The sequence below is a fragment of the Pectinatus frisingensis genome, assembly GCF_015732285.1.
Taxonomy (GTDB): domain Bacteria; phylum Bacillota; class Negativicutes; order Selenomonadales; family Selenomonadaceae; genus Pectinatus; species Pectinatus frisingensis.
The window spans coordinates 122510-147548 of the sequence record NZ_WIQU01000007.1; the positions used below are offsets into that span (position 1 = coordinate 122510).

Consider the following 25039-nt stretch of genomic DNA (forward strand, 5'->3'; position numbering starts at 1 on the left):
CTAATTAAACATACATAATGGCTTTTCCTGCGAGAAAAAATAGCCCATATAAATAATAACGGCAATAATGATGTTAATCATCATTGCCGTTATTATTTATATGGGCAGTGTGCATGCGTTTGAGTAGAAACTTATTCACATTTTGACCAGCCGCAATAAGTACATGTCACACAATTACCTTCTGGTCTTAATGTATAATGACCACATTCCGGACATTTTTTGTTTATTGAGCGGTCTTCAGAATTATCAACATATTCGTCGGCATCTCTTTTTTTCTGTGCTTCGTTATAGATTTCCATGAGGGCAGAAGCAATTGCATTACCGCAAGAAAGAGACATATCGCGGCGGCCACCGCGGATCAAGGCCTGACAGGCTGAACATTTGCTTACGGCCAGTTGTTTAATAATATGCTTAACACTGATACCGGAACGCAGTGCCAATGAAGTCAGGCGGGTAATAGTAGCAATATTGCTGGAGCAACCGCCGGAAGCGTTGGTAAAGACCTCAAAAACCTGTCCGTCTAAGGTTTTATTTATAGTTATATACATTTTGTCTACACAGGAGGTATGGCGGACCAAGGTACAACCATCCAGGCGGGCAATGTTGTCGCGTTTCATTGGCTGAATACTATCATAATTTATTTTGGTTTTTTCATTGGGATCAACACCTAGAATATTACCGCGTTTGCAGCCGTCACGAAATACCGTTATCCCTTTACAGTTATTTTTCCAAGCATCAATATAAATATTTTTGATTTCTTCCGGGGTGGCATCATGACGTAGATTTACGGTTGAGGAAATAGAATTATCCACATAACGTTGCATAGCTGCCTGTAATTTTACTCGATGCAGATAAGGTACATCGTGACTTTCAATGATCCAGGGGAATAATTCTTTTATTTTACTGTCTTCGGTATCGTAACTCATATTGTGGTAGTCAAGTAAATCCCTTATTGAGTGCGCATACACTTTAAAAGATTTTTTGTCACCTTCCATTTTATGAGTGGTGCGCATATAACTTATTTTGTAAAGCGGTTCACAGCCACCGGAAAATACTCCCATGAGTAAAGAGATGGTTCCGGTGGGGGCAATGGATAAAAGTGTACCATTTCTGAGACCGGATTCTTTGATACTTTCATAAACAGTAGGTGCTTCCCTGCGTATTAATTGTATTAATGGTGATTTTTTAGTTTTCTCCCAGTCATAACGGCCAAAAGTTCCTTTTTCCTTTGCCAGTTGGGCTGACGTGCGAGCAGCTTCGATGAGCATAGTACGCATAATGTCAGCAACAAATTGGTTGGCATCCTGACTGCCGTATTTCAATTTCATGGCGATAAGTGCATCAGCTACACCGAAGAGTCCCAGACCAATGCTGCGCCAATCGTCAATACAGCTGCGATTTGCATCAAGTGGTTGTGTGTCATAACCATAGTCGAGCACTTCATCGAGAGCGCGCACGGCTGTTTCAACGGCTGTGTTGAAAGCAGTTTCATTTATATGCGGAGTATCAGTAAATTTATCATCAATAAAATTATATAAATTTATGCTCATAAGATTGCAGGAATTATAGGCATTGCCACCAAATTCACCACATGGATTAGTTATTTCGATTTTATAATCATCATAACCGCTGAGTAAAGTGTAGTCATTGAGCCGGTCAACAAATAATGCACCAGGATCACCCCAGTCCCACTGAGTTTGGCAGTATTCATCAAAAAAGTCGGCGGCATTGATTTTTTTTCTGATTTTTTCGCCAGTGGCTTCTACATTGAATTTTAATTCATAATCTTCATTGTTGATAACAGCTTTCATGAAATCATCTTTGAATAAAATGGATATATTCATTGAGGCTAGTTTTTCATTGTTTTGTTTCATATGAAGAAATTCGTAAATATCAGGGTGATCGCAGTTGAGCCCAACCATCATCGCACCACGACGGCCGTTTTGACTGATGACTTCTCCGGTGGAGTCAAAAATTTTGAGAAAAGATACTGAACCGGTGGAAGTACGGGCAGCATTGTTGACGATACTTTCCTTGGGCCGTAAATTGCTTATATTTACGCCAATACCGCCGCCGTATGAAAAAATCCGAGCGATTTCAGTATTAACTTTGAAGATGGATTCTATATTGTCTTTAGGAGAAGGAAGAATATAACAATTGCTTAAACTGGCTTTAAATTTGCCTTTAGCTCCAGCAGCATATAAAGTCCTTCCGGCAGGGCAGACTGAACCGTCTTCCAAGTAATTATGCATATGATTGCTGACTTCAGGGGAAAATATTGACACTACCCGATTGATAAATGCCTGTGGATCGTCTTCACCAACATGATAGTATTTTGATTTTAGAATATTTTTGCCAATATCATTTTCATACCATTTTTCCAAAAAAACTCGCTCCTTATATGTATAATTCTAATAAGATAATTTATTATCGATGCAATTATTATAGTGGAAAAATATTGCTGACGCAATTTTAATCCATGATGATATAACAAGATATTGTATGGTAAATTATATTACAACACCATATATTGGGTTAAATGGCTTTTTTTAGAGATTGACATGATTAAGATGGAAAAAGTTTTTACAGTGGATTCAACGGTTGCTTTTTAGACAATAGACAGTATTTTATGATAAAATATTTTATGTATAAAGTATTTTTCAGCAATATATGTTTCAAGCTGTTGATGGTTAATTCAGTAATTTTGTATTATAAAGCTACGATAATAAATCTATGCAGCTGTTTTTGTAAGGAGTGATTTTATGAGAAAATTGACTGTTGTTAGTATTTTATTCTTGTCTATATTATATTTTTTCCAGCCGGTTTGTCAGGCGATGCATGTTGTAAGCAGCCGGGAAATTGCTAGTTTTGATACCAGCGGTTTATGGGGAAACACGGCCAGTGTCCGCACAGTGGGACAATGGAATGAATATATTAGATTCACTTTTTATGTACCGGATAATTATAATGGGAAAATACACGGCAGCTTTTTAGTTTCCGGTAATGCCAATAATATAAATTTGGATTTTTTACCGGGTGGAGTAATAAAAATCTTTGAATTTAAAGCAGTTGATCCTGATATGGTGTTTTGGATAGTCAAGGATGGTACCGGTAATGACAGTGGTTTGACACATGATTTTTATTTGATTGGGCCATATTCTGATTATTATACTACTTATGCTGACATGGGTAATATTGTCACTATGGGGTGGAACAGTATCCATATGAAAGTGGTTCAACTATCTGATGATGCATGGCCTGTTTTACAAGGCTTCGCGGATTCTGGAAGCAGCAATGTCCTACAGGAGAATTTGGTGTTATCTTGGGATGATACGGCACAGTGGTTTAAAATGACTAATTATCCGCTTGATACAATGGTGCATGAAATCAAAGCACAATAAGATTTGTATGATAATGGGGCTGTCGCATGAACAACATTGACCTCATAAGGTGCAATTCACAACTGCTACACGGGTATCCACCCTTTTAAGAGCGGACAAAGGAAGCGGAATATTGCATGTTTATGAATGAAAATGACTGTGTGCAACAACCCCATTTAATTATTGGATAGTATTTTTGATATAGGCTTCTTTATCGCGCATTGCCGACAGTGTTTTTTCCAATAGATCATCAAGACTCCAGTCAAGCATTTGAGCACCTTGTTTTATTATATCGCGGGAACAGCCGGCTGCAAATTTTTTATCTTTAAACTTTTTTTTCAAACTTTTTAGTTCCATGTCCTGCACGCTTTTGGATGGGCGCATAAGAGCAGCGGCTCCAATAAGACCAGTCAATTCATCACAGGCAAACAAGACTTTTTCCATTTGATGGGTCGGTTTTATGTCTGAACAGATACCATAGCCATGTGAACAAACAGCGTGGATAAGCTCTGGTTCGGCATTGATTTGGGATAATATTTCAGGGGCTTTTTGACAATGCAGTTCAGGGTATTTTTCAAAATCAATATCGTGCAGCAAGCCGACAATTTCCCAAAAATCGGCCTCATCGGTGTAACCAAGTTGTTGCGCATACCAACGCATAACTGCTGATACAGTGACGGCATGAACTCGATGAAAATTCTCCTGGTTATATTTTTGCAGATGTGTCCATGCTTGTTGCCAAGTAATTTTTGTTTGCATATCGTTATTTCCCTTCGTAAAATTTGCAGCTAATCTTTGCTGATTATTTGTTTTAACTTTTCCATATCTAAAGCACTTCTGACAGTTTGAGCCAAACGATTGAAAGCAGCCTGTTTTTGTGCAGCATAATTTTGCTGCAATGGTAAGGGAGAAAGCCCTTTGCGTCGCCGCAGCATATTGAGCAGGGTCCTGCGGTATTCGTCGTTATCAAAAATGCCATGGATGTATGAACCCATTATGAGATTATCAGAGGAAATTGCACCATCAATTTTGTCAACCTTTTTACCATTGTGTTTTTTTATCACGAACGGATGGGCAGTTTTTGCAGTGAATTCGGTTAATCCCATATGGATTTCGTAGCCGTGCAGTGAGGAAAAATCGTGTTGTTCATCTAAGAAATGCCAGTCGAGTGATTGGGCAGTTACCTGTGAGGTTATTTTTTTTCGCGCGAATGTGGTGATCATCGGCAGAAAAGAAAATGCCGTTATTGTGTTATGTGATGATTCGGTATGGTAGGGATCACAGATTTTTTGGCCGAGCATTTGATATCCTCCGCAGATGCCGATTAATGGAATTTTATCGGCATGAGCTTTCTGAAGTTTTTTTTCTATACCGCATGCACGTAAATGTAATAGGTCTTCGGTGGTATTTTTACTGCCGGGGAGTATTATCAGATCAGGTTTTCCCAGCTGCTCAGGTTTTGCGGCGTAGTAAAGGAATACATCCTTTTCTTGGGCTAGGGCAGCAAAATCAGTGAAATTTGATATTTTAGGTGTGCGGATGACGGCTATCTTGAGAGGAGCGTTGTTATTTGTTGTTATTTTATCATCCAGGGATACTGAATCTTCATCGTCTATTCCTAAGTTTTCTAAATAAGGGATAACACCTAATACTGGCTTGGCGGTCTTTTTTTCCAGAAAATCAATTGCTGGTGTCAAGAGTTTGATGTCACCACGGAATTTGTTGATGACAAGACCCTTTACTAAGTCACGTTCGTCATCGTCAAGGAGCTCCAGAGTACCGACCAATGAGGCTAATGCTCCACCGCGGTCAATATCGGCTATAAGTAAAACGGGTGCGTTTAGGTACTTGGCGATACGCATATTTACGATATCATTAGCTTTCAGATTAACTTCAGCCGGACTGCCAGCTCCTTCTATAGCCAGCATTTCAAATTTATTCTGCAATATATTCAAAGCTTGTTTTACTGTTTCAAAAGCTTTTAAAGAATATCCCTGATGATATTGTTTGGCGGACATATTGCCAATAGGCCGTCCCATTAAAATTACCTGGGAGCTGGCATTTCCAGTTGGTTTCAATAACACAGGATTCATTTCTACAGATGGTTTTAATCCGGCGGCTTCAGCCTGAGCTATTTGAGCTCGTCCCATTTCCCGGCCATCTTCAGTAACATAGGAATTAAGAGCCATGTTTTGTGCTTTAAATGGTGCTATATTTATACCATCCTGAAAGAATATACGACAGAGAGCCGTTGTTAAGATACTCTTTCCAACATGTGACGATGTTCCCTGCAGCATTATGTATTTTGTCATACTGAATTCTCCTAAATAATAAATATAAGGTAACCCGGATGAAAACTGTAATGAATAATCATTGTCAGTAAATAAAAAAATAACAGCTCCAAAACACTGGTGGATTCGGGGCTATAAATAATGATACTATTTATAATGGTTTGTTTTTAGCTTTTTGTATTCAACAGCTTTTTGAATAAAGCGTTTAGCTGCCTTAATTGAACCGAGAAAATGTAAATGAAAATATGAAGCTAAAATATTATCATTATAATAGCCAGCTTTATACTGACTGTTTGTGCGATTCTTAGTGAGAAGAAATGCCCAGGGGAAAGCAGCAACGGCAGCAGCCTGCATGGAAAAATGAAATTCGTGACCATGCAATATCTGTCCTTTGGTGGCAATAATATTATCAGTCAGTGCTTGTGCGGTAACATAGCCAACAGTCTGCAGTTTTTCCTGCATAATAGCATCTGCCGGTATAACATTGGCCATTTTCCAGGTTTTCCCGGTAAAGTCTTTTATTTGCCGCATCAGATACATAAAGCCACCGCATTCGGCATAAAGTGGTATTTTGTCAGCTGCAGCTTTTTTTATTGAATTCAGCATAGAAGTATTGGATGCCAAACAATCGACAAATAATTCGGGAAAGCCGCCGCCTAATATTACAGCATCACATTCAGGAAGGCTGGTGTCATGAATAGGGCTGAAAAATTCTATCCGGGCTCCAAGTTTTTTTAATATATTAAGGCCGGCAGCATAGTAGAAGGAAAAAGCTTCATCTTTGGCCACAGCTATTTTCACGGATGACGGCAGTGCATCTATTATTAAATCTTCATATGGCAGAGGTAAAGCTGTTTTTGCTGTCTGTATCAGGGCTTTTAAATCTACCTGCCTGGAAATTTTTTCAGTAATATAGGCTATTTTTTTGGTTGTATCTTTTTCTCCGGCCGGTGTAAGACCTAGATGCCGTTCCGGCATTTTTAAAGCGTCATCGCGCCGCACTGCCCCCAAAACAGGTATGTTTAACCGCCCCATGGCATCCCGGATCATTTGTTCATGTGTTGCGGATCCCAGACAATTTAAAATTACACCACTTAAATTGATATCAGGGTCGTATTCACGAAAACCCAATGCTAAGGCGGCAGCACTGTCACCCATGGAGCGGCAGTTTATAACTAAGATAATTGGCGCATTTAATTTTTTAGCTAATTCAGCTGTAGAACTTATGCCATTTTTGCCGCCGTCATAAAGCCCCATGACTCCTTCGATTATAGCAATATCGGCATTGGCTGAAGCTTCAGCGAACAACTGGCTTATTCTTTGTTCGTCAACTAGCCATGTATCAAGGTTATGGCCCGGTCGATGAGCGGCAATAGTGTGATATGATGGATCTATATAGTCGGGACCAATTTTAAATGGTTGAACAGTGAGTCCCTTTTTGTACAAAGCACCTAATATTCCTGTAACTACCGTGGTTTTACCGGAGCTGCTCTGCGGTGCTGCTAAAACAATGCGGGGAATATTGCAGTATTTCATGATTACCTGCTGTTATCTATCAGGTACATTACAGCATTAATGCATGATACGGCGATTGGACTGCCGCCTTTGGTACCTTGAACAGTTATGTAAGGCACTTTGGAATGCTCTATAAGTTCTTTTTTTGATTCGGCGGCACCGACGAAACCCACTGGCGTGCCGATAACTGCAGCCGGTCTTATATCTTCTTCATCCATTAGGCGGATCACTTCAAAAAGTGCTGTAGGGGCATTACCAATGGCAACTATAGATCCATTGAGCTTAGTACCGAAATCACGCATGGCGGCCATTGATCGGGTTATACCTTCTTGCTTGGCAATTGCAGCAATGCGTTCATCGGCAATTTGGCAAAAAACTTTACCACCGAAAGAGGCCAGTTTTTTTTTGTTGATGCCGGTGCGTACCATTTCCACATCAGTGAATATGTTGCAACTTTTGCATAAGGCCTGTTTCATTGCCGGAATAGTGTTTTTATCTATTTTTATTACATTGGCATAATCAACATCACCTGAGGCATGAATCATACGTGAATATAATTTCACTTCATCATCAGTCAGTTTAAGCAGGGATAAATATGGTGCAATTATTTCCATGCTGCGGTTTTCAATATCCATTGGTTCTTTTATAAAGTTCAAACTGAACCCCCCAAAAAAAATAAAATATAGAATATGGCGGCATTGCAGAAACATGCCGTTTAGTGTGAAAATGCGATAAATATTACTCATAAAAGTATAGCATAACAAAAAATATAAAACCAGCAATGGATTTGAATAAAAATACTCCATACGGGTACGTGATTGCCCGCATGGAGTTTATGATTTTAATTATAAATCGAGATTGCGCACCAAATCAGCGTGTTCTTCAATAAAACGGCGGCGTGGTTCAACTTTGTCGCCCATGAGAACCGAGAAAATACCATCAGCTTCTTCTGCCTGAGTTAAATCAACACGTAATACAGTTCTTCCTGTAGGATCCATTGTCGTTTCCCATAACTGCTCCGGATTCATTTCACCAAGACCTTTATAACGTTGTACAGTAATTCCATCACGGCCAACTTCAGTCAGCTTTTGTGATAATTCATCATCACTATACGTATACCAGTGTTGGCGGCCTTTTCTGATTTGATATAAAGGCGGCTGGGCGATAAATACACGCCCTTGTTTAATTAACGGCTGCATATATCTATAAAAAAAGGTTAACAGCAATGTACGAATATGGGCACCGTCAACATCAGCATCAGTCATAATAATGATTTTACCATAACGGCTTTTGGTAATGTCAAAATCTTCTCCGATACCGCTGCCAAAGGCTGTTATCATTGTGCGTATTTCTTCATTATTTAAAATTTTATCAAGCCGGGCTTTTTCAACATTGAGAATTTTACCACGCAGCGGCAGGATTGCCTGAAATCGACGATCCCGGCCTTGTTTGGCAGAACCGCCGGCGCTGTCACCTTCGACCAGGTATATTTCAGCCTGCATTGGATCTTTTATCGAACAGTCGGCAAGTTTACCGGGTAGTGAACTTACTTCCAGAGCATTTTTCCGCCGGGTAAGATCCCGGGCTTTTCTGGCGGCCTCACGGGCACGTGAAGCCATTATTGATTTTTCAATTATTTTTTTAGTGATTGCCGGATTTTCTTCAAAGTATTCGCTCAGTCCTTCTGTGACAATTGAGTCAACTATACCTCTCACTTCAGAATTGCCAAGTTTGGTTTTTGTCTGGCCCTCAAATTGTGGTTCGCGCACCTTGAGATTTATTACACAGGTTATTCCTTCACGTACATCTTCGCCGCTTAAAGCGGGATCATTAGATTTTAAAATATTTTGCTTGCGGGCAAAATCATTAGTGGCACGAGTCAGGGCACTTTTTAAGCCGGCGATATGAGTACCGCCTTCTTCAGTATGGATATTGTTCACATAGCCATAAATATTTTCTGTGTAACTGGTCGTATATTGAAGTGCTATTTCAACAATAGTATCATCTTTTTGACCATTAAAATAAACAGGTTCTTCACTCAGTAAATCTTTATTGCGATTGAGATATTTTACAAAAGATGAGATGCCGCCCTTATCGTAGAAAATTTCTTTTTTTTCTGTTTCATCACGTTCGTCGGTCAGTGTTATATGAATGCCGCAGTTTAAAAATGCCAATTCACGCAGGCGCTGTTTAAGAATATCGTAATCGTAGGTTGTTTCAGTGAAGATGGTATTATCTGGTTTAAACCATACTGTTGTGCCGGTACTGTCGGTAGTGCCTATTTCACGTAAAGGTGTCTTGGTGATGCCATATTCAAAAGTGATTTCATATATTTTTCCGCCGCGTTTAACTTGAACTTTCATCGCTTGGCTGAGCGCATTGACTACGGACACACCGACGCCATGCAGGCCGCCGGAAACTTTATAGCCGTTACCGCCAAATTTACCACCAGCGTGAAGTACGGTAAGCACGACCTCAACGGCAGGTTTGCCGCTGACGTGCATATCAATCGGAATACCGCGTCCGTTATCGGAAACAGTTATACTGTTATCTTTGTGGACAACGACTTCAATATGGGTGCAATATCCTGCTAAAGCTTCATCAATACTATTATCAACAACTTCCGATACCAGATGATGCAAGCCGTGTGATGACTGATCACCGATATACATGCCGGGGCGTTTTCTGACAGCTTCGAGACCTTCCAATACCTGAATCTGCTTGGCATCATATTTGCTCTTTACAGCAGTTACATCATTGCTCATTTCTTCATGATTTATTTTGATATCGGATAAATCAACTAAATCAATTTTATTATCATCTAAGCTCATAACATCATCCTTCTAATTTATATACCTTATATTTTACCATTTTTTGTAGGGTTAATCAAACTAATTGCATATGCATGCGATTAGTTCAATATATGCTGCCGCGAGTATTTTTTACAAAAATACTTGTCATTATCATGATTGCACCGGCTACAATGAAAACTTCTTTCAAACCCCAATATGTTCCGACAAGTCCGCCTAAGAGTGGGCCGGCCATAGAACCAAGCTGCTGAGCAGAAAAAAGCATACCGAAAATACTCCCTTGTATGGCTCTTTCTGTGTTATTAGCTAAAACAGCACTAATAGAAGGATTAATGCCGGCAAAAAATAATCCCGTGACAAACTGCATTACGGCAAATAAGGTCAATTGATTTGGAATTGATTGCAGTAACAGACAGATACCGGCACCACCCATTGCTAAATACATTGTCAGTCCAAAAGAATCTTTTTGACCAAACCTGCCCCAAAATGGTGCTGATATGGATGAGGCAATGCCCCCAAGTGAAAATACGGCACCGGCTATTAAAATAATGTTTTCCATACTGCCGCGAAGCTGGGCAACGTATAAAGTTATTATCGGTTGCAATATAAGAATTACCATTTGGACTAATACGCTTAAAATAAGCATTTGTTTTATGACGGGTTTTTTTAATAAATCAATTTGCCGTGAAGGTTTTGCAGATACCCTGGCGGTTTCGTCATGAGGTGGTTCCGGTACGAAAAAGATTGTAATAAGTGATATTGTAAATAGAGCAATTCCGGCAATCATGAACGATGCCCGCATGCCGAATACCTCTGCTAATACACCACCTAACAGTGGGCCAATAACACCGCCGCTGGTCAGACCGGCTTGCATAACACCAAGACTGAAACCCAGTTTTTCGCTGGGGACAGATGATGACACGATAGCCAATTCAGATGCCCATAATCCTGCGGCTAAACCCTGCAGAACACGTACCATGAACAATTGTTCCGGGGAAGTTACTAAACCGCCTAAAAAATAGGTTATTGACAGACCAATACTGGAGCGTACAGCCATGAGTTTGCGGCCTTTTTTATCTGATATTTTTCCCCATATCGGGGCCATTATTGCACCAATGAGAAATGAAATTGAAAATATTGCCCCATTCCACATATTTACATTAGCTTGGGCAACGCCAAGCTCTTTTATCAGGTAGAGAGGTAAGAATGGAATTAACATAGTATAACTGGCCGACATTAAGACAACATTACAGGTCAAAATTGCCAGTATTATTTTCCAGTCTCGTGCAGTATGCATATGAGGGGCTCCCTTCAAAGAAGTTATTATTAAAAATAGATGTATATTGGCGATTTTTATTAATTAGCACAACATGGGACAAACTATTTATCAGTATGCAAAAATTCATTTTTTATTATTGTCCCATCCTTGCTGAAGACACGATAAGCAGAAGCGGCACCATTATTATAAGAACTTTTTAATGTTATGGTATACGGTAACTTATCCGTATTGCTGCCTAAAATGAAAATAGAAAGTGTTTCGTTGGTCGTTCTGGTGAAGACATATATGCTGTGCGGCAGATTATTTCTGAATTTGAAATCAATAACGCCATCGGCCACTGTTGCATCAAAAGCAGGTGGTACATAGTCAGCGGGAAAATAATGCGCAGTTCTTTCGACCGGCGTCAGTCCTGCCAATAATATCGCATCATAAAGGGTAGAGCTGACCTGGCACACACCACCGCCGATACCGGGAACAACTTTACCATCGATTATTACCGGAGCTTCACGATAACCGCTGGCTGCCAGCCTGGGGCCAACAGCATTGTTGAAGGAAAAAACTTCGTTGTGGTTGACCAGCGTGCCGGATAGATTTTTGGCTGCCAATGCCACATTTTCACTGCGATTGGCAGCACCAGCATTGAATTTAGTTGTGTACGATGCCAATATGGTATTAATATGTTTTAGATTACTGGCAGTGACGGATGGTTTTATATCAACAGAGTTTATGTTGATTACCTGTGGGTAGGTCGCTGTGGCTAATTTTGCCTTGACAGTTGACAACAGCTGTTCACGGTCAATACTTTTACCAATTTTTTCCGGTACTAGTTTTACTCCGGCAGGATCAACATAACAATAAGCATCAACCGGGGCAATATAAGCTTTTTGAATAATTTGATTCAAGATGTAAGTGAGACTGGCTTCATTGTAATTTATTGCCAGCGGGATATCATTGCCTTGATATAGGCAATGGAGCTTACTAAACACATCACGTAAAAAATTACCACTGTGACCTATTTTTGCCGCTGCCCGGGCGGTCGTTTCGCTGTCGCAGACTAAGTCTATATCAGATGCTGCTATAGACTGTTCTTGATTGTCATAATTTAGAATCAGTATTTTCCCTGTTATGTTTTGATTAAAATTGTCTTCTAGAGATTTTTGTGCAGTAGAAATATCAAGTCCGGACAAATCGACATTGCCGGAATGAACACCAGTAGTGATACCGGGAGCGTTTTTTATTGCTAATATGGATGCACTTGCAGCGACAAGAATGAAAGAGATAATAGAAAATATGATAGTTAATTTGTGCAGTCTCGGCAAAAGCGACACGCCCCCTCATGATAAAATCAACTGATAAATATTTTGGTTAATATAATCGAGGCAATAATTAATAAAATCGAAACAATAATATGGATTATAAAAAGCCCCTGTATTCGCAGGAGCTTTCATGAAACAGACGCATTGTTTATTTTACATTCATTGATAACTCAATAAATTTATTAGCAAGCTTTGCTTTTTGTAAAATTTCTTCTGTTATATCAGCACCTTCTTCAACAATCACAATGCCATTGTCGGTAGTTATGCGACGGGATGCCTTTTTGCCAAGCAGAAAACGACGATGTCTGTCTTCGGCAGAACTTGCTGTAACTGAGGAATCTGTTTTTTCAGCAGTAGTATCATTAGTTGAAGCTGTACCGGAAACAGATGTTGATTTGATCGGTTTGGTATCGTTTTTAGTCATATTGGCAGTATTTTTTACTTGTTCGGTATTTTTTTCAGGTTTTGTTTCAGATGGTTCGGTTTTTTTTACGCTAATGGCCGGTTTTATTTGTTCGGCAGCAGAAAATGTCTTTTTATCGACGGGTTTATTATTGACTTTGTCAGGGACAGCACTGTCAATTATTGTGACTTCTTTGCCAAATATTGATATTTCGTCGGCAGATAGCTCTTTTTGTTCTTCTGTATCTTGCGCAGACAAAACAATCTTGGCGATTTTTCCATCATCATCGATGAAAATATTGGAAACAATACCTTGTATTGTGCCACCCTTGGTTATGGCTTTAGTGCCGATAACACGGATATTTTGGTCAAGAAAGGGTTCAAATTCCACAGCGTCATCAAGTACCAGAATATTTTCACTGCTGGTTATGGTGATGGCATCATGACCAATAGCTACAACTGAGCCATAAGGTAAAAGTTTTACACCGCGATACCAGTCTTCATCTTCAATGATAATGGCCGCGACACAACCATGTTCTGCGTCGATCAATAAAGATTTACTTACCCCCAGTTCACGGCCTTCAGTAATACTGATAATAGGTAAACCCAAAAATTCTTCATTTTTTTTCATTTAAATTAAAGCCCCTTCCATTCTATGTCAATAGATAAAAATCTATGAAGCACCAAAATAAGTTGATAATAAGTCTGTCTGTAGTGAAAGATAAAATTATACTAGAGACTGTAATAGTTTTCTCCTGTTTCAAAGTAACCGATATAACTGCGGTCAGATAATATAATTGATAAGTCATTATTGGCAGGGATAGTAATAATATCCTGCAAATATCTTATTTGTCGGATAAATTCTTGTTGTACATTCACGGATATTGTGACAGTTGGTAAACGCAGAGCAGTGCGCAGCAGCGCTATTGCATTGGTATATAATCCAAGTTTTTTGTAAATATTGCTCATTTCAATGCAGATAAAAGGTGCATAAGAGCTGGCATTATATTTGCGTAAGCCTTTTTTTAAAGCATATAAAGCACAGGCATAATGACCATGTTCTTTTTCATCATATATATAATTGAGAAGATCATCGATAGATCGGGTATTATTAAACAAAAATGTTATTTTTATTTTTTCACTGTCTAATAGATATAAAGCCATGCCATAAATATTGCTTATTGCCAAAGGAACTGGTAAATTGTAATATCGTTTGACAGACGGGCTGCTAATAAAGTTTTTCTGCGTTGACTGGGATAAGGCCGGCAGTAAAATATCGTTATGAAAAAATAGAAAAAATTTATTAGTGGTAGAAATAGAACCTATTGCAAATATGAAATATTTGTTTGTCTTGTCCAAAACAGCGGGCAGGTATTTTGGTGCAGTCGGATTAATAATAATGGCAGGCAGACGTTGTGGCCGAATAAGCATGGCAGGTATGGATAATTCGTTTGAAGCTGTATCCGGTATAGAAAGCGGGGCAATTACAGTTGTGATGCTGCTTTTAGTAACAGTCTCAGTGATACAGGAGGTTGTAACTAAAAGTTTTTTATTGTAAAGGGTAGCAACAAGCGATGCTGTCAAAACAGTCAGTATAATAATCACATAATAAGGTATGGTGATATATTTTTCTACGGGCCAAAGCAGAAAATTGACGGCAAATGCCAAAACAGCAGCCAATAATATTGCCTTTAAATTTAACCCCAACCTGCAAAATGAAGTGAAATGGTATATAAGAAATACACTGACTGAGATTATTAACAACGCTGCCCCTAAAAATACTGTCAGCATTTCATTCACAATCCTTCGAAAAGAAGTTTTAAACCGTATCAAAAGTTGGAATTATAGTAAATAATTGTAATTGTAAATAAAGCTTAATACGATGAAAATATAGCTTAACAACTTTATTTTACAACGTATATATTAAATTTGCAATTGATAGTACGCAGATTATTATATATAATAAATGTAATACTCTGCATAGATAATAATAATGATTTTAATAACGAGGTTTTTATGAACAATAATGAATTTCATGAATTGACACATTTGGTGCTTGACTCAAAATTACATCCACCGGTTGCGTTGTTTGCCAAAGGATTTGATGATTGGCATGTGAGAGCCCGGCTGGCTCATTTCCTTGTTTTGCCGGAATTTAATAAAACAGCAGCGGCAGTTGAACTTTTTCGCTCTGTTATTGAGGCAGATGTTGATGAGAATGAGTCAGAAGATATCGAGGAAAAAGTGTATGCTCTGCAGCATCTGAGTACGGTGCTGCGTGATGCAGGCAAGCTTGATGATGCGTTGAATTATATAAATAGTGCAATTGAACTGGCAGAAGAGCACGATTTTCTGTATAAATATATTTTGCGCGGTGAACTGTGGGCTGATCGATGGAATATACTGGCACGACAGCGCAGGACTGACCTTGCTGCCGATGAGGTGGAAGATAAAATTGCCGCTTATGGAGCATTACCTATAAAACATATAAGTTACTTATATTATGGTTATCGTTTTTTGGCACAGTTAGCTGCAGCTAACTTTCACGCGGTCGATACAATAGAAATGATGAAAAAAGCATTATCATATATGGCAGTGCCACAAAAAAATATGGCAATACTGGAAAATATTATGAGTGCAACAGATGATGATGCACCGCGGATAATACGGGAAATTGATCAAGCTACTCCTATACCGTCTTCATTAAAATGGGATATCTGATATATTTTTATTTACAGTTGACTATTTTTGTGATATTCTTTGTAAGAATAATCTATATCCTTTAGCGCGGTTACTAGCCACTCCATCGGTTGCCTGGCTAATAGGAATTATATAATTTTTAGGAGGATTTTGATGCTTACACAGGAACAAAAGTTACAAATTATGCAGGATAATGCTACTCATGAAGGAGATACAGGATCTCCCGAAGTGCAAATAGCACTGTTGACTGCACGCATACTTTATTTGACAGAACATTTGAAGACTAATAAGAAAGACTTTCATTCACGCCGCGGTCTTCTCAAAATGGTCGGACATCGTCGCAGACTGTTAGCTTATCTGCAAAATAAAGACATTGAACGTTATCGTGCCATTTTGAAGAAATTAAATATCGGAAAAGCTAACAAAAGATAATTCGATAAGACTTGATTTTATTCGATTTTTAGCGAAATGAAATTTAGTTATACGAGCCGACATTAGTGATTATCGAAAAGCGGGGCTGTTGTCTATTTGTATAATGGACCAGTCCCGTGTTTTATATTTATAAATAAATTATTTGCGGTGTGTTCAGTGGATGGTGAAATGTTTGTTTGCAATATTTTAAGGCAAGCAGATATTTCACTGTTTACTGTGCACGGTTACCGCATTTTTCAGGAGGTAAAATGATGCATAGTTTTGAAACCACATTTGGCGGGCGCAGTCTCGTCATAGAAACCGGCAAGATGGCTAAGCAGGCCAATGGTGCAGTGCTCGTTCGCTATGGTGAAACGGTGGTTATTGTGACGGCTACGGCTTCTGCTGAACCGCGTGAGGGAATTGATTTTTTCCCTTTGACTGTTGATTATGAAGAAAAAATGTATGCTGTAGGGAAAATTCCCGGTGGATTTATTAAACGGGAGGGGCGTCCGGCTGAATCGGCTATTTTATGCAGCCGCCTTATCGACAGACCAATCAGACCATTATTCCCTGATGGATTTCGAAATGACGTTCAGATAGTTGCAACAGTACTTTCTGTTGATCAGGATAATCCACCAGAAATAGCCGGGATGATCGGGGCTTCAGCAGCACTGTCAATTTCTGATATACCCTTTAAAGGCCCTATTGCTGGTGTTCGTATCGGTCGTATCGATGGGCAGTTCATTGTCAATCCAACAGTTGAAGAACGGGCAAAATCTGATTTGAATCTTACTATTGCAGGTTCGCATGATGCTGTCATGATGGTTGAAGCCGGTGCCAATGAACTATCAGAAGATGTAATTTTGGAAGCTATTTTATTTGGTCATCAGGAAATTAAGAAATTAGTTGAATTTCAGCAGAAAATGGTTGAAGAATGCGGCAAGGAAAAACGTGTTGTAAAACTATTTCAGCCGCAGGAAGAACTCATTGATAAAATCAGGGCATATGCTTATGACAAGTTGAATACAGCCGTGCGTGACAGTGATAAACTGCGTCGTGATGAACATATAACTGAAGTTAAAGCTGCGGTTCTTGAGCATTTTCTGGAGGAATATCCGGAATCAACTATGGAAATAAATGCTGTTTTGCATAAATTGGTGAAAGAAATTGTTCGCCAAATGATTACACATGAAAAAATTCGTCCTGATGGACGGGCAGTAGATGAAGTGCGCCCGGTAAGCTGTGAAGTGGGATTATTGCCGCGCGTACATGGTTCAGGTTTGTTTACCCGTGGACAGACACAGATTCTCACAATAACAACATTGGGTTCGCTTGGTGACGAACAGATACTTGATGGATTAGGTACGGAAACAACAAAACGCTATATACACCATTATAATTTCCCCGGCTATAGTGTGGGGGAAGCTCGTCCTATGAGAAGTCCTGGACGTCGCGAAATTGGGCATGGCGCTTTGGCAGAAAGGGCGCTTGTTCCAGTGATTCCGTCGGAAGAAGAGTTCCCTTATACAATTCGTCTTGTATCTGAAGTTTTGGAATCGAATGGTTCAAGTTCTATGGGAAGTGTCTGCGGCAGTACGTTATCGTTGATGAATGCAGGTGTTCCTATTAAAAAACCGGTATCCGGAGTGGCTATGGGATTAGTTAAAGATGGTGATGCTTACACCATTCTCACGGATATTCAGGGTATGGAAGATGCCTTGGGGGATATGGATTTTAAAGTTGCAGGGACTGAAGATGGTATAACTGCTATTCAAATGGATATAAAGCTGACCGGAATTACCCGTGAAATATTGGCGGCGGCGTTGGAACAGGCTAAACGAGGCCGGGCCCACATACTGAGTAAGATGATGGAAACAATCAGTGAACCTGCAGCAGAGTTATCACCATATGCGCCGCGGGTGACAACCATTAAGATACCTGTTGATAAGATTCGCGATGTTATTGGGCCAGGCGGAAAGATCATCAAAAAAATCATTGATGAAACCGGCGTGCAAATTGATATAGAAGACAGCGGTGTTGTTCATATAACAGCTGTTGGTGTTGATGCTGCGCAAAAAGCCGTAGATATAATAAAAGATTTGACGCGGGAAGTAGAAGTCGGTGCAGTCTATAAAGGGAAAGTAACCCGCATTATGAATTTTGGCGCATTTGTTGAAGTTTTACCGGGTAAAGAAGGTCTTTGCCATATATCACAGCTTGATAAAAAACGTGTTGGTAAGGTAGAAGATGTTGTCAGTGTCGGTGACGAACTTGAGGTAAAAGTTACGGAAATTGACAGCCAGGGACGAGTAAATCTTTCTCACAAGGTTTTATTATAAGGCAGGTAATAAAGTTGCATATAGTACTTATCGAGCCGCAAATTCCACCAAACACAGGCAATATTGCCCGCCTGTGTGCGGTGACCGGCTGTGAGCTTCATTTGGTTGAACCTCTCGGATTTTCAACTGATGATAAGCATTTAAAACGAGCCGGGCTTGATTATTGGCATTTTCTTAAGATCCATTTTCATAAGAATTTTGCTGAAGTTTTACAAGAATATCCGGAGAATATATATCATTATTTGTCGACTAAAGCACCGAATACTTATACTGATGTTTCTTACGGCAAAAATGATATGCTGGTGTTTGGACGGGAAGATGCTGGTATTCCTGAGACTATTTTGAAAGGGAATTTGTCTTCTTGTGTACGGATACCGATGATAGATGAAGCTCGTTCGCTGAATTTGTCTAATTCGGTATCTATTGTGGTTTATGAAGCGCTCAGGCAGCAAAATTTTATCGGTTTGAAAAAGACAAATGATTATCTTGAAAAAAATTGATTTAAATATAAGGAATGAGTTTATTGTCACGTATTGACGATTGTATAACAAAATTAAAATCGATTTTACCAGTGGACCATATTTTGCTGCAGGCGCCAATGTCGGAACAGACTACATTCAAAATTGGCGGTCCGGCTGACTGCCTTATTTTCCCCGGCTCAATTGAAGAAATACAACAAATTATCAGATTGACTAAAAAATATGATGTGCCGTGCACAATAATTGGTAATGGTTCTAATATATTAGTACTTGATAAAGGAATACGCGGTATTGTTTTGAAATTCGGCAGGCAGATGTCGTATGTACGCTGTACCGATGATTTTATGATTGCGGGCTGTGGGGCATTGTTAGCTGATTTATCAAAATTTGCTGCCTCAAATTTACTTACGGGATTCGAGTTCGCTGTTGGTATTCCTGGTAGTATTGGTGGAGCAATATTTATGAACGCGGGTGCTTATGGCGGTGAGATAAAAAATGTAGTTACAGCGGTTACTGCAGTCACAGCTGAGGGTAAGATAGTGCGTTATGATGAAGAACAATTAGGATTTGGTTATCGTCAAAGCATTTTTCAAAAAAATGCCAATGTTATTTGTGAAGTGGAAATCAGTTTAAAAAAGGGAGAAAAGTCTGAGATATTAGCAGCAATGGTTGATTACACACAAAGACGGGAAAATAAACAACCTTTGGAATTACCAAGTGCCGGTTCAACTTTTAAGCGGCCGGCTGGGTATTATGCGGGGACTTTAATAGATCAGACTGGATTAAAAGGCTTGAAAGTCGGTGGAGCCCAAATATCGATGAAGCATGCCGGTTTTGTGGTTAATACCGGTAATGCTACAGCGGCTGATGTATTGAATCTTATAGCAGAAGTACAAAAACGTGTCTATGAAAAACATGGTGTCAGATTATATCCGGAAGTACGATTGATTGGTGAAAAATGATACTGAATTTAAAATCCGAATTTATTAGATGATTTGATTATAATAAATACGGATTTTTTAATGTTGCGCGAAGGGGTCAATGTATGGATGAAAATAATGTTGAAATGAAACGTGGTTTAAAAAATCGCCATTTGCAGATGATTGCATTGGGCGGTTCGATTGGAACAGGCCTTTTCTATGGTTCAGCGCCGGCATTGCAGGCTGCAGGGCCATCACTATCATTGGCGTATATTGTTGGCGGCATAATTATCTTTTGTGTGATGCGGATGTTGGGTGAAATGGTAGTTGATGAACCGATAGCCGGTTCATTCAGTTATTTTGCCAATAAATATTGCGGAGAGTTTTGGGGTTTTCTATCTGGTTGGAATTATTGGTTTTGCTATATTTTAGTCAGTATGTCAGAACTTGCGGCTGTCGGTATTTATGTCAACTTTTGGCTGCCGGATTTTCCTCAGTGGATTGCGGCATTAATTTGTATAGGTATTATTACTGTGGTCAATCTTGTAAATGTCCGTTCGTATGGTGAAGTAGAGTTTGGCATGACCATTATTAAAATAACAGCGATAATAGCAATGATGATTTTTGGCGGAATTATTATTGCGACACAGCTTGGTCCATTTCCAGAAAATTTTAGCAACCTTTGGGCGCATGGAGGTTATATGCCGCATGGGTTATGGGGATTTTCTATCTCATTAGTCATTGTCATGTTTTCCTTTGGTGGTATAGAATTAGTCGGTATAACGGCCGGTGAAGCGGAAAATCCGTCAGTTACCATTCCTAAGGCCATTAATAATGTAATATGGCGCATATTGCTGTTTTATATTGGGGCATGGTTTGTACTTATGGTCATCTATCCCTGGGATGAAGTCGGTTTATCCGGCAGCCCCTTTGTAGAAATTTTTTCTAAAATGGGAATTCCGGCAGCAGCTAATTTACTTAATGTGGTAGTTTTGACGGCAGCCGTTTCCGTATATAATAGTGCTATGTACAGCACATCCCGTATGCTGTATAGTTTGGCTAAACAAAATAATGCACCAAAAGTATTTTCACATTTGACGCGCTCCGGTGTTCCGGCGCTGCCAACGTTATTATCTTCGTTAATAACGCTGCTGGCAGTCGTACTTACTTATTTATTTCCTAAGGAAGTATTTATGTATCTAATGTCAGTTGTAATCATTGCTATAGTTATAAGTTGGTTCACAATTGTTTTGGTGCATCTCAATTTTCGGCGCAAAAAAAATAAACAAGGAGAAAAAACCGCGTTTAAGACATATTTTTATCCGTATGACAATTATCTGTGCATTGTTTTTTTCATTTTTGTTATTATTATGATGACACAGATTCCTGACATGCGTTTAGCAGTTATTATTTTGCCAATATGGATAATACTGCTGACAATCGGTTATGTAATAAAAAAACGTTCAGGATTGTGAAATAAAGCCTTATGCTGACATTGCAACATGCCAGCATAAGGCTTTATTATTAAAATTTATATTCTTTTACAAAATTGACGAATAATTTTACTATGGGGATATCTTTATTAAAATCATTATAAAGCAGCCAGGTTTTTCTGACAAGCGAAGTGCCGGAGGAATCTGTAATACCCAAAGTATGAAGATTGTTAAATCCTTTTATTATATGTGCCGGTAATAATGCGTAGCCCAGGCCGTGCACTACCATTTGCTTACAGTTTTCTAAATTGGAAACGTGCATGCTTACCTGAGGTGGCTGTTTATAGTTATCCCGCCACCATTTATCCAATTGTGATTTAAGAAGATAATCACTATCGTATTCTATTTTGGGCAGTGCAGGAAGATCGGAAAGCTCGAATGGATTATAATAGGCAGCATAGATCGGTTCTTCATAAAGCAGGTATTTGTTTTTGCAGCCGCCATAATCGACACTGGCAAAACCTACCTGTATTTTTTGATTATAAATAAGTGTAAAAATGTTTTTACTCCAATTGGTAGTTACGCGGTACTTTACTTTTGGGTATTTATTTTTAAATTTTTCTAGTAATATTGGAAGAATATACATTGTCAGATAGTTAGATGCACCTATTTCCAAAGTCCCCGAATTTTCACTTAACAGTTCCTGGACTTCATTTTTGATATGGTGCATTTTTTCAATCATGATTACGGCTTGTTTTACAAGGTATTCTCCTTCAGCGGTAAATTGAATGCCTTTAGTGCTCCGATGAACGATACAGACACTGAATTCGCGTTCAATATGCTGCAATCGGGAGGTCAGAGCCGGCTGCGACATATAAAGAGCCTGAGCTGCTTTAGTTATATTTTTTTCGGTATACAGCTTTTTTATTATATGCCAATCACGGTCATCCATTGATATTCACTGCCTTTTAAAATAGAGTATTATATATTTAATTTTCGGCATTAAAAGTGAAATATCCTTTTTATGGTATCCTTAAATAATATTAATGGGTTGCCTGGAAATAAATGTCATAAAATAAAGATAAAGCGCATCTTGTGTTACATTCAGATAAAAGATGCGCTTATGGTATATACGGTCATTTTAAAAAATGATATTAAATCAATGGTTTATGGATTACATCGAGAATACTGCCATCCCGGTATTCTATTACGGCAACAATATCATTATCGGCAGTGCTGAGTCTTACGGAATCGGGTTCACCGACGAAGCTGTAGGCAATTTTCTGCAGTGCTTCTATGCTCATAATGGGCAATTTACTGTGTTGTAATTTTTTGATGATATCTTTCCTTTTTGGATTGATGGCAATACCACGTTCTGTGATGATAACATCTACCAAATCCCCAGGAGTAACTATGTTTTGCACGTGATTTCTGATCATTGGCAGTCTGCCGCGCACAAGAGGCATTACTATTATCGTGAGAGCAGATCCGGCTGCTGTATCACTGTGCCCGCCTGATGCTCCCATGCATATACCGTTGGAGTCGGTTATTACATTTACATTAAAGTCGAGATCAACTTCAGTAGCACTTAGAATGACTACATCGAGATTATTGACTATTGGTCCTGCATTCCATGGGTTGGCATAAAAAGAAGCTGATATCTCAAGATGATTAGGGTTTTCTGCCAATGATTTTACGGCAACAGTATCAAATGTTTGAGTGTCATAGCAAGTTTTGAATAAACCATCTTTTAACATTTGGGCAAAAATACCGGTTATACCGCCAATACCAAATCTACCGGTGATATTATTTGCGGTCATCTTTTCTCTGATAAATTTTGCTGCGGCCAGTGAAGCACCACCACTGCCAAGCTGCATTGAAAAATCTTGTTTTAAATAGCCTGTTTCATCCATTAATTGGGTTGCATATTTTGCAATGAGCAGTTGGGTGGGGCTCTTAGTCATACGTATAGCGCCTGAAGCTATACCGGTTGGATCACCTATAGCTTCAACAGGAACGATATAGTCCACTTGTGTTTGTGGAATACTGCATGGATAGATGGGGTCGGTCGATAAATTATCTGTAATTAACACGACGTTATCGGCATAAGCACAGTCGATCATTGCATAGCCCATAGATCCAAAAGCTGATTTACCGATGCGACCGGTGGCATTACCCTGGTAATCACAGGCAGGAGCGGCCATAAAAGCTACATCGATATGCAACTCCCCGGCTTCTATCGCCCGGGCGCGTCCACCATGTGAACGTATTATTGTTGGCCTTTTTAGCGCTTGGGGATGCATTGTCAGATATTTGCCTAATTGCCCGCGCAAGCCGCTTGATTCTAATGCCGTTATTGTGCCATTTTTTATATAATCTATAAGAAAATCATGACATGGACTAAGCGAGCTGGATGCTATTGTTATATCCTTTATGCCCTTATCAGCAATGGTTTCCACTACCATTTTCATTACATAATCACCATTTCTCAGATGATGGTGAAAAGAAATAGTCTGTCCGTTTTTAAGACCGGTTTTATCAATTGCCTCACTGATAGAAGCTAATATTTTATTGGTATGAGGTTTACCTGCATGAATTTTTTTCCCAACACCTGTATTTTGTGGTATATATGAAAAAGGACCATTATATAATCTTATGTTATTGATTCCTGCAATATGTGCGGGGATTTCACGTCCTGCTGCATTTTTCATAATTCTTCCCTCTTCTTTTCAATATCAATACCAGCCGCTTCGGCTTGGTTTACAACACGTTCCGCCCTGACTACTATTGGTCCGTCAATCATTTTGCCATCTACGGCTAGTACACCTTTATGATTTTTGGTGGAATCTTCGAAAGCGGCGAGAACTTTAAGGGCATGGTGCAGTTGATTATCATTTGGAGTATAGATGCGATGGACTTCATTGATTTGTTTGGGGTGAATTACAGATTTACCGTCAAATCCCATATCGCGGCTGTTGGTTACTTCGCGATCAAAGCCTTCCATATCATTAATATCGGAAAATACAGTATCCATACATTGTATTCCGGCATCACGCGCGGCCATCAGTATTTCCGAGCGCGCATAGTAAAGTTCAATGCCGGTCTTGGTCCGTTGTGTCTTTAGATTGGCGATAAAATCTTCTGCACCGAGTGCAATTGCCATCATACGAGGATGTTTGCATATTTCCCGGACATTATAAAGTCCTTTGACACTTTCTATTGCACCGATGATGTTAATGGTACCTTTTGGCCAGTTATTTTCTTTTTCTACTCGTTCTATTTCGTTGCTTACAAGTTCGACTTCTGAAATATCTTCGACTTTAGGTAAGCGGATCATATTCGGTTTTGCTGGTAAAATGATTTTTAAATCATCCATACCGAAAGGTGTCTGGGTTGGGTGATTTATCCGCACGACTGTTTCTGAATGAAACTGCAGCGCCTTAAGGGCATTGGCAACAAGATAGCGTGCGGTATCTTTTTCTGTTATTGTTATGGCATCTTCGACGTCGAACATCAAGCTGTCTGCGCCATAAATATCGGCAGAATTTATCATTTTAGGATTATTACCGGGAACGAACATCATGGTACGACGCAGTCTGGTTCTGGGATCAGTCATTTCGGTCATTATTGTATCCCCCTTTCAAGAGCGGCGATTACTCTTGCTTTTATCGTATAATCCCATGCGCCTTTATCTGACACAATAAATTTGACGTCGGTAAATCCTTCATTCTCTGCAGTTTCTTTGATTAAAGCATTTATGT

Annotated in this window: 21 protein-coding genes; 7 read left to right on the forward strand and 14 right to left on the reverse strand. The window is 39.3% G+C overall.

Going from position 1 to position 25039, the window contains the following annotated elements; all coding sequences use genetic code 11:
- Nucleotides 1-131 precede the first annotated feature (131 nt).
- Nucleotides 132-2384, reverse strand: a complete 2253-nt coding sequence (locus tag I6751_RS00890; protein ID WP_196591512.1) for an adenosylcobalamin-dependent ribonucleoside-diphosphate reductase — start codon at nt 2382-2384, stop codon at nt 132-134.
- 378 nt (nt 2385-2762) lie between these two features.
- On the opposite strand from I6751_RS00890, the gene I6751_RS00895 reads away from it, so the two are divergent.
- Nucleotides 2763-3401 carry a hypothetical protein gene (locus I6751_RS00895; RefSeq protein WP_196591513.1) on the forward strand — a complete coding sequence of 213 codons (639 nt, stop codon included), beginning with the start codon at nt 2763-2765 and terminating at the stop codon, nt 3399-3401.
- Nucleotides 3402-3560: 159 nt separating this feature from the next.
- Here I6751_RS00895 and I6751_RS00900 read toward each other — a convergent pair whose 3' ends face one another.
- The 9 genes from I6751_RS00900 to I6751_RS00940 all read right to left on the reverse strand — a co-directional run bounded on the left by I6751_RS00900 (nt 3561) and on the right by I6751_RS00940 (nt 14784).
- On the reverse strand, nt 3561-4139 hold the full coding sequence (locus tag I6751_RS00900) for a hydrolase (protein WP_182186759.1): 579 nt from the start codon (nt 4137-4139) through the stop codon (nt 3561-3563).
- Nucleotides 4140-4168: 29 nt separating this feature from the next.
- Nucleotides 4169-5692: a cobyric acid synthase gene (locus tag I6751_RS00905; RefSeq protein WP_196591514.1), complete on the reverse strand. Its 1524-nt coding sequence runs from the start codon at nt 5690-5692 to the stop codon at nt 4169-4171.
- 126 nt (nt 5693-5818) lie between these two features.
- Nucleotides 5819-7207 (reverse strand): cobyrinate a,c-diamide synthase, encoded by a 1389-nt coding sequence (locus tag I6751_RS00910; RefSeq protein WP_196591515.1) that lies wholly within the window; start codon nt 7205-7207, stop codon nt 5819-5821.
- A gap of 2 nt (nt 7208-7209) precedes the next feature.
- Nucleotides 7210-7842, reverse strand: a complete 633-nt coding sequence (locus I6751_RS00915) for a precorrin-8X methylmutase (RefSeq protein ID WP_196591516.1) — start codon at nt 7840-7842, stop codon at nt 7210-7212.
- 189 nt (nt 7843-8031) lie between these two features.
- Nucleotides 8032-9951 carry a DNA topoisomerase (ATP-hydrolyzing) subunit B gene (gene gyrB, locus I6751_RS00920; protein ID WP_231037931.1) on the reverse strand — a complete coding sequence of 640 codons (1920 nt, stop codon included), beginning with the start codon at nt 9949-9951 and terminating at the stop codon, nt 8032-8034.
- A 151-nt stretch (nt 9952-10102) separates the two neighbouring features.
- Complete coding sequence (locus tag I6751_RS00925) at nt 10103-11293, reverse strand: MFS transporter (protein ID WP_196591518.1); 1191 nt, start codon at nt 11291-11293, stop codon at nt 10103-10105.
- Between the two features lie 83 nt (nt 11294-11376).
- A complete protein-coding gene (locus I6751_RS00930) occupies nt 11377-12594 on the reverse strand; it encodes a VanW family protein (protein ID WP_196591519.1) in 1218 nt (405 codons plus the stop codon).
- Between the two features lie 145 nt (nt 12595-12739).
- Nucleotides 12740-13624, reverse strand: a complete 885-nt coding sequence (locus I6751_RS00935; RefSeq protein ID WP_182186752.1) for a PRC-barrel domain-containing protein — start codon at nt 13622-13624, stop codon at nt 12740-12742.
- A 101-nt stretch (nt 13625-13725) separates the two neighbouring features.
- Nucleotides 13726-14784, reverse strand: coding sequence for a hypothetical protein (locus I6751_RS00940; protein ID WP_196591520.1), 1059 nt, complete (start codon nt 14782-14784; stop codon nt 13726-13728).
- Nucleotides 14785-15009: 225 nt separating this feature from the next.
- Between I6751_RS00940 and I6751_RS00945 the strand changes: the two genes are divergently transcribed.
- The 6 genes from I6751_RS00945 (at nt 15010) to I6751_RS00970 (ending at nt 21320) form a co-directional block, all read left to right on the forward strand.
- Complete coding sequence (locus I6751_RS00945) at nt 15010-15714, forward strand: tetratricopeptide repeat protein (RefSeq protein ID WP_196591521.1); 705 nt, start codon at nt 15010-15012, stop codon at nt 15712-15714.
- A gap of 132 nt (nt 15715-15846) precedes the next feature.
- Nucleotides 15847-16125 carry a 30S ribosomal protein S15 gene (rpsO, locus tag I6751_RS00950; protein ID WP_182186749.1) on the forward strand — a complete coding sequence of 93 codons (279 nt, stop codon included), beginning with the start codon at nt 15847-15849 and terminating at the stop codon, nt 16123-16125.
- Between the two features lie 251 nt (nt 16126-16376).
- Complete coding sequence (locus I6751_RS00955; RefSeq protein ID WP_196591570.1) at nt 16377-18446, forward strand: polyribonucleotide nucleotidyltransferase; 2070 nt, start codon at nt 16377-16379, stop codon at nt 18444-18446.
- A 14-nt stretch (nt 18447-18460) separates the two neighbouring features.
- Nucleotides 18461-18946 (forward strand): tRNA (uridine(34)/cytosine(34)/5-carboxymethylaminomethyluridine(34)-2'-O)-methyltransferase TrmL, encoded by a 486-nt coding sequence (gene trmL, locus I6751_RS00960; RefSeq protein ID WP_182186748.1) that lies wholly within the window; start codon nt 18461-18463, stop codon nt 18944-18946.
- Between the two features lie 14 nt (nt 18947-18960).
- Nucleotides 18961-19887, forward strand: coding sequence for a UDP-N-acetylmuramate dehydrogenase (gene murB, locus I6751_RS00965; protein ID WP_196591522.1), 927 nt, complete (start codon nt 18961-18963; stop codon nt 19885-19887).
- Between the two features lie 83 nt (nt 19888-19970).
- Entirely contained in the window at nt 19971-21320 is a 1350-nt protein-coding gene (locus tag I6751_RS00970) for an amino acid permease (protein WP_196591523.1), read from the forward strand.
- A gap of 49 nt (nt 21321-21369) precedes the next feature.
- Here the strand turns inward: I6751_RS00970 and I6751_RS00975 are convergent, their stop codons facing one another.
- The 4 genes from I6751_RS00975 to I6751_RS14045 all read right to left on the reverse strand — a co-directional run bounded on the left by I6751_RS00975 (nt 21370) and on the right by I6751_RS14045 (nt 25037).
- Nucleotides 21370-22230, reverse strand: a complete 861-nt coding sequence (locus I6751_RS00975; protein ID WP_196591524.1) for a LysR family transcriptional regulator — start codon at nt 22228-22230, stop codon at nt 21370-21372.
- Between the two features lie 202 nt (nt 22231-22432).
- On the reverse strand, nt 22433-23989 hold the full coding sequence (gene citF, locus I6751_RS00980) for a citrate lyase subunit alpha (protein WP_196591525.1): 1557 nt from the start codon (nt 23987-23989) through the stop codon (nt 22433-22435).
- On the reverse strand, nt 23986-24903 hold the full coding sequence (locus tag I6751_RS00985) for an aldolase/citrate lyase family protein (RefSeq protein ID WP_231037926.1): 918 nt from the start codon (nt 24901-24903) through the stop codon (nt 23986-23988). The genes citF and I6751_RS00985 overlap by 4 nt, the downstream gene beginning before the upstream one ends.
- A complete protein-coding gene (locus I6751_RS14045) occupies nt 24903-25037 on the reverse strand; it encodes a hypothetical protein (RefSeq protein ID WP_414153198.1) in 135 nt (44 codons plus the stop codon). The genes I6751_RS00985 and I6751_RS14045 overlap by 1 nt, the downstream gene beginning before the upstream one ends.
- Nucleotides 25038-25039 lie beyond the last annotated feature (2 nt).

What these genes read in the sequence shown, in the direction of transcription:
- I6751_RS00895 (WP_196591513.1), top strand. Translation starts at nt 2,763, where the DNA reads ATGAGAAAATTGACTGTTGTTAGTATTTTATTCTTGTCTATATTATAT.
- I6751_RS00900 (WP_182186759.1), bottom strand. Translation starts at nt 4,139, where the DNA reads ATGCAAACAAAAATTACTTGGCAACAAGCATGGACACATCTGCAAAAA.
- I6751_RS00905 (WP_196591514.1), bottom strand. Translation starts at nt 5,692, where the DNA reads ATGACAAAATACATAATGCTGCAGGGAACATCGTCACATGTTGGAAAG.
- I6751_RS00910 (WP_196591515.1), bottom strand. Translation starts at nt 7,207, where the DNA reads ATGAAATACTGCAATATTCCCCGCATTGTTTTAGCAGCACCGCAGAGC.
- gyrB (WP_231037931.1), bottom strand. Translation starts at nt 9,951, where the DNA reads ATGAGCAATGATGTAACTGCTGTAAAGAGCAAATATGATGCCAAGCAG.
- I6751_RS00925 (WP_196591518.1), bottom strand. Translation starts at nt 11,293, where the DNA reads ATGCATACTGCACGAGACTGGAAAATAATACTGGCAATTTTGACCTGT.
- I6751_RS00935 (WP_182186752.1), bottom strand. Translation starts at nt 13,624, where the DNA reads ATGAAAAAAAATGAAGAATTTTTGGGTTTACCTATTATCAGTATTACT.
- I6751_RS00940 (WP_196591520.1), bottom strand. Translation starts at nt 14,784, where the DNA reads ATGCTGACAGTATTTTTAGGGGCAGCGTTGTTAATAATCTCAGTCAGT.
- I6751_RS00945 (WP_196591521.1), top strand. Translation starts at nt 15,010, where the DNA reads ATGAACAATAATGAATTTCATGAATTGACACATTTGGTGCTTGACTCA.
- rpsO (WP_182186749.1), top strand. Translation starts at nt 15,847, where the DNA reads ATGCTTACACAGGAACAAAAGTTACAAATTATGCAGGATAATGCTACT.
- I6751_RS00955 (WP_196591570.1), top strand. Translation starts at nt 16,377, where the DNA reads ATGCATAGTTTTGAAACCACATTTGGCGGGCGCAGTCTCGTCATAGAA.
- murB (WP_196591522.1), top strand. Translation starts at nt 18,961, where the DNA reads ATGAGTTTATTGTCACGTATTGACGATTGTATAACAAAATTAAAATCG.
- I6751_RS00970 (WP_196591523.1), top strand. Translation starts at nt 19,971, where the DNA reads ATGGATGAAAATAATGTTGAAATGAAACGTGGTTTAAAAAATCGCCAT.
- I6751_RS00975 (WP_196591524.1), bottom strand. Translation starts at nt 22,230, where the DNA reads ATGGATGACCGTGATTGGCATATAATAAAAAAGCTGTATACCGAAAAA.
- citF (WP_196591525.1), bottom strand. Translation starts at nt 23,989, where the DNA reads ATGAAAAATGCAGCAGGACGTGAAATCCCCGCACATATTGCAGGAATC.
- I6751_RS00985 (WP_231037926.1), bottom strand. Translation starts at nt 24,903, where the DNA reads ATGACCGAAATGACTGATCCCAGAACCAGACTGCGTCGTACCATGATG.